Source organism: uncultured Sphingorhabdus sp., from assembly GCF_937872355.1.
In the GTDB taxonomy this organism is placed as follows: domain Bacteria; phylum Pseudomonadota; class Alphaproteobacteria; order Sphingomonadales; family Sphingomonadaceae; genus Sphingorhabdus_B.
On sequence record NZ_CALMSV010000254.1, the window covers coordinates 1 to 5,000 of the forward strand.

The following is a 5,000-nucleotide window of genomic DNA, read 5'->3' on the forward strand; positions in this document are numbered from 1 at the left end:
GCGGCTTCACCACCAGACTCGGGCTTTCGAGGATTTCGCGCGCGCTTGCCAGCGGAGCGTCGCTCATCGATTCGCGAATCAAAGTCGGCACCGTCGCGACGCCTGCGGCAGACAGTTCTGCCAGATAGGCCTTGTCACTATTCCAGCGCAGCACCTTCGCCGGATTGGCCATGGGCAAGCTTTCGGCCTCCAATCGGCCGAGCAGCGCGAACCAGCCGGGCACATCACGCTGATAGCCCCATGTCAGCAGCGGCAAGATAAGGTCGAAACCTGAAAGCTCGCCGGTTTCGGTCCATGGACGAAAGGCCAGCTCCGGCCCGATCAGCCGTTCATAATGCGCCTTGGGCAGCGACCAGTTTTCCCAATAGTCGGGGGCAGGGGTGAGGATGGCGATTTTGGACATGTCGGGCAAGGGCCTAAGCCTTCTCTCCCGCCATCTGCAAAACCTCCGCCCACTCTTCCGGGCGCACTTTGCCGACAGACAGGTGCAAGGGGGGGGCGGGACCCATCTTCGAGTTTTGGGGGTTCGCGTTGCCCGTTTCCAACGGCACCGTTTTTTTGGGTTTGCGCCCCGCCTCCCCCTTCACCGCCACAAATTTGCCCTTCTCGTCGGTCGGATCGATAAAGGCTTCCTTGCTGATCTTGATGATGCCGACCACCTCGACGCCGATATTGCTGTGGTAGAAGAATGCGAGGTCGCCCTTCTTCATCGTCTTCATGTTGAGCGCGGCGGCGTGATTACGCACACCGTCCCATGTGCCTTCTTTCTCGGCCACCAGATCGTCCCAACTGTATACATCGGGTTCCGATTTCATCAGCCAATATTGCTCGCTCATTTGACGCTCCTTTGATCGGCGTCAATTTCGCTGGCATGCAAATAGGTCAAGGGCTATTTGCATGGATATGAGTCAAATGCCCGATATTTCGCTGGCCAGCAGCGATACCCAAGCCATCTCCCAAGCCCTTGGCGACAGTTTCCGCACCTATGGTTTTGCCAAGGTTGTCGACCATGGGATCAACCCGCATCTTGCCAAGGAAGCGTGGCGGCTTTCGAAAGAGCTGTTTGCCCGCTCGACCGAGGAAAAGCTGTGCTGGTACGATAAGAACATCGCGGGACAGCGCGGTTACACCCCGTTCAAGACCGAGATTGCCAAGGGCGCCGACCATCATGACCTGAAGGAGTTCTGGCATGTCGGGCGGACTTTGCCCGAAGGTCATCCCCTAGAAGGCGACATGCTCAAGAATATCTGGCCCGATACGGTCGATGGGTTCCGCGACGTGTTCGAACCGCTTTATGCCGAGTTTGACCGCGTTGGTGCGAAGATATTGTCCTACCTCGCCATTTATCTTGGGCTGGAGGCAGACTGGTTTGCCGACAAGATCAATGTTGGCAATTCAATCCTGCGCCTGCTCCACTATCCGCCGATCGAAGGTGATACCGAAGGCTGCATTCGTGCCGGCGCGCATGAGGATATCAACCTGATCACGCTGTTGCTGGGTGCCGAGGAATCGGGGCTGCAGATATTACGGCCCGACGGCACTTGGATGGATGTCTCGCCGCCCGAAGGAGGATTGTCGCTGAATGTCGGCGATATGCTGCAGCGGCTGTGCAACCACTACCTGCCATCTACCACGCACCGGGTGCGCAATCCGATGGGGGAGCGGTCGAAGTTCAGCCGCTATTCGATGCCCTTCTTCCTTCACCTCAATTCGGACTATCCGATTGCGACGCTGTCGCAGTGCATCAGCGAAGAAAATCCAAATCGCTATCCCGAGCCGATATTGGCCGACGATTATCTGCGTGAACGGTTGATCGAGATCGGCCTGTTGAAAGCGTGACAAGAATTTACGCCCCGTAAAGGGCGGGTCTGCTATCCCGAATCCGCGTCTGCATGGGCGCATTCGGGGTGGCAATGGACAACGGGCTCAAAAACTGGCTGGGGAAAGCTGCGGCGGCTGTCGGCTATGACAAGCAGCACATTACCCGCACCGTCGCCTATCGCGAGATTGACCGCTGGCTCGATGGCATAGGTGCCAACAGTCTCGATGCCCTCGAAATCAGTGCTGGCTGGAAGTGGCGCGAGCGGCAATGGGGCAGCTTCAGCGAGATGAACTGGCCCGAACATGATATTTGCAGCGAACAGCTCGATCGCCAGTTCGACATCGTCATCGCCGACAATGTGTGGGAACATCTGCTTTACCCCTATCGCGCTGCGCGAAATGTCCATGCGATGCTGCGGCCAGGAGGTTGGTTCATCAACATCACACCCTTTCTGATCCGCTTTCATCCGATACCTACGGATTGCAGCCGCTGGACCGAGCAGGGAATGAAGCATTTTCTGGAAGAGGCGGGCTTCGATCCAGAACGGGTGGTCACCGGCAGCTGGGGTAACGCCTCTGCAGTCAGAGCCAATTTGAACCGCTGGGCGCGGACTGGCTGGAAGCGACACCTGCCCAATGATAAGCGTTTTCCGGTCACCGTCTGGGCGATGGCGCAGAAGTCATGACGTCCATGCCGCCGATCTGCATCGCCGTGCTGGCGCATAATGAAGAGGCGCGGATTGCCACCTGCCTCAACAGCCTGCCGCTGAATGATGCAAGCGTTGCAATCCATGTGATTGTCAACGGATCGACCGATGCAACGGCGGCGATTGCGGGTGGGGTGGCAGCCGCCGCGCGCAATGTGCGGGTGCATATTTATAGAGAAGGCGGGAAAGCGCGCAGTTGGAACCGGTTCCTGTTCGATGAACTGGACCGTTTTCACGAATCGCATATCTTCATCGACGGTGATGCCGAAATCACGCCGGGATCAATTGAGGCGCTGCGAAAGGCCTTGAAGCAAAAGCCCCAAGCCAACGCCGCGTCCGGTCTACCTATGAACGGACGCAAAAAGGACTATTACCAGCAAGTGATGCGGCGCGAGCATGGTCTGTTCGGCGATCTTTATGCGCTTCGCGGTGATTTCTTGAAGCGGATGAAGACAGACGGGATTCGCTTGCCGGACGATGTAATCGGTGAAGATGGCCTGATATGTGCGATGGCCAAGACCGATCTGGCCGCTGAATCGAATTGGAACGATTATCGGGTCGCCGTGTGTGAGGGCGCCGGCTTCTACTGTGCGCCGGTCAGCACCTTATCGCCCCAAAGCTGGCGGATGCAGTATCGCCGCATGGTCAACTATAGTGTGCGCCACTATCAGAACGCGATGATCAGCCGGATCATGCGTGATACTGGTCCCAAAGGTCTGCCGCGCTTGCTTTCGGACATCTACCGGCGCGAACTACCGGGGATGGAGCCAAGAGGGCATCCTCAACTGTTCTGGTTTGACCGGTTGGCGCTCAAACGTATGGCTCGAGCGGTCGAGCCCGGCTAGGCCGCATCGGTTTGCGCTTGTACCTTTCGGCGTACTACCAGATTGAGAACCTCCGTCGCCGTTTCACGCGAACCAAACCAAAGCAGGGCTCCGTAAATCAATGCGCCGACTCCTGAGAGCAGCAGAAGGTGGAGCATCGGCACCAGTTGCGGCCACAGCGGCTCAACTAGATAGCGGTCAAACAACCAGACGAGCGCGGCCATTGCAGAGGCAGCGCATAGACCCGGTGTGACTGCTTTAAACAACTGGCCGATCCGAAATCCGATATGCGGCCGTGCCTGATAGATGGTGAAGGCAAGGAGTAGCGGGAACGACACCAGCCAGCCCCAGGCCAATCCTGTCGCTCCGAAACGGATGGCCGCCAGATAGACCAATGGCATGATGATTGCGCCCGCAATCGCATTGCGCATCGTCACACCTGGAAGCCCGAGCGCGTTGATCGCTGGCTGAAACAGGAATTGTAGCGTCGCGACCGGCATTGCGAGCGCAAGAATCGCGACAATTGGTGTCGCCTCGAGCCATTTTTCTCCCATTAGCGTCGCTACAAATGGGACCGCCGTCACGGCCATGCCGAAATAGAGCGGAAAGGCGACCAGCATGATGAGGCGAACGGCCTTGAGGAAACTATAGGCGAGTTTGCTCTGGTCATGCTGGATGCGCGCATAGGCAGGGAAGGCCACTTCGTTCAGCGGCGGGATGAACTTTGTGGCGAACAGCTGTGTCAGGAACAGCGCTTCGGCATACAGCCCCAGATCATGGGTATCGAAATGGCGGCCAGCGATAAAGATATCGGACTGGCTTTGCACGATGAAGAAGCCGTGCCCGATCAGAAGTGCAGTGCCAAAGGTAAAGATATGCCCGGCCCCCCGAAAGTCAAAACTGGGAAGAACCCAGAATCGGGTTGCGATCATCAGCATGACCGCGCGGCTCCAGAATATCGAGATAGGGGCGAAGACCAATGTCCACACGCCCGCACCATATAACGCCAGTGCCAGTGCGACCGCAGCGCCAACCAAAGAGGTCAGCAGATTGATGATCGCTGGCTTCCGGAATTCCAGCTCGCGCGTCATCAGCGCTTCGGGAAGAATCAGGAAGGGCGTCGACAGATAGATCAGGGACTGCCAGCGCAGCATCTCTGCCACGACCGGTTCCCTATAATAGGCAGCGGCCAGCGGGGCGGCGATGAAGAGTTGGATAAGTGCCAATCCGACATTGAGGAGAATCAGCATGCCAAAAGCTTGCCTGATTCGGATCGGTTCGACTGATTCGGACTGGATCAGCGCGCTGACAAAGCCATATCCGTTGAGGAAATTGAGGAAAACGAGCACGACCGAGGTCATTGCGAACAGGCCATAGTCGCTGGGATCGAGGATTCGGATGACAGCGAGAGTCGCGCCCCAACTGATGATCTGCGAGATGATTTGGGTCCCGGAACGCCAGAAAACCGCGCGTTTCACGCGGTGTCCAAAGTCTTCTCCTTCCGGCGGTGTGATTGTCTGCGCATCGCTCATGAAGGTACCAACTATCGATAATTGCTTACAAAATCGTGGTTTTCTGGGGTTCTGCAAAAATTTTGAAATAAAATTGCAAAAACCCTGTTGACCGAATCGTAGGACCCCTTTAGAGG

Annotated in this window: 5 protein-coding genes and 1 pseudogene; 3 read left to right on the forward strand and 3 right to left on the reverse strand. The window is 57.1% G+C overall.

From position 1 onward, the window contains the following. Positions 1–403: pseudogene (locus tag Q0239_RS16220) on the reverse strand (hypothetical protein); the annotation flags it as partial. A gap of 13 nt (positions 404–416) precedes the next feature. After that, entirely contained in the window at positions 417–836 is a 420-nt protein-coding gene (locus tag Q0239_RS16225; protein ID WP_298604803.1) for an EVE domain-containing protein, read from the reverse strand. Between the two features lie 61 nt (positions 837–897). Here Q0239_RS16225 and Q0239_RS16230 point away from each other — a divergent pair, with 61 nt between their 5' ends. The 3 genes from Q0239_RS16230 (at position 898) to Q0239_RS16240 (ending at position 3,373) form a co-directional block, all read left to right on the forward strand. Beyond that, positions 898–1,839, forward strand: coding sequence for a 2-oxoglutarate and iron-dependent oxygenase domain-containing protein (locus Q0239_RS16230; protein WP_298604805.1), 942 nt, complete (start codon positions 898–900; stop codon positions 1,837–1,839). Between the two features lie 74 nt (positions 1,840–1,913). Beyond that, on the forward strand, positions 1,914–2,507 hold the full coding sequence (locus Q0239_RS16235; RefSeq protein ID WP_298604810.1) for a class I SAM-dependent methyltransferase: 594 nt from the start codon (positions 1,914–1,916) through the stop codon (positions 2,505–2,507). After that, the gene (locus Q0239_RS16240) at positions 2,504–3,373 is read left to right on the forward strand and encodes a glycosyltransferase family A protein (protein WP_298604806.1); all 870 of its coding nucleotides are present in this window, start codon (positions 2,504–2,506) and stop codon (positions 3,371–3,373) included. The genes Q0239_RS16235 and Q0239_RS16240 overlap by 4 nt, the downstream gene beginning before the upstream one ends. Here the strand turns inward: Q0239_RS16240 and Q0239_RS16245 are convergent. Further along, on the reverse strand, positions 3,370–4,884 hold the full coding sequence (locus Q0239_RS16245; protein ID WP_298604808.1) for a lipopolysaccharide biosynthesis protein: 1,515 nt from the start codon (positions 4,882–4,884) through the stop codon (positions 3,370–3,372). The two genes, Q0239_RS16240 and Q0239_RS16245, sit on opposite strands and share 4 nt — an antisense overlap. Positions 4,885–5,000 lie beyond the last annotated feature (116 nt).

Excerpts from the sequence above, each read along its gene's own strand:
- Q0239_RS16240 (WP_298604806.1), top strand. The coding sequence starts at position 2,504 with ATGACGTCCATGCCGCCGATCTGCATCGCCGTGCTGGCGCATAATGAA.
- Q0239_RS16225 (WP_298604803.1), bottom strand. The coding sequence starts at position 836 with ATGAGCGAGCAATATTGGCTGATGAAATCGGAACCCGATGTATACAGT.
- Q0239_RS16235 (WP_298604810.1), top strand. The coding sequence starts at position 1,914 with ATGGACAACGGGCTCAAAAACTGGCTGGGGAAAGCTGCGGCGGCTGTC.
- Q0239_RS16230 (WP_298604805.1), top strand. The coding sequence starts at position 898 with ATGGATATGAGTCAAATGCCCGATATTTCGCTGGCCAGCAGCGATACC.
- Q0239_RS16245 (WP_298604808.1), bottom strand. The coding sequence starts at position 4,884 with ATGAGCGATGCGCAGACAATCACACCGCCGGAAGGAGAAGACTTTGGA.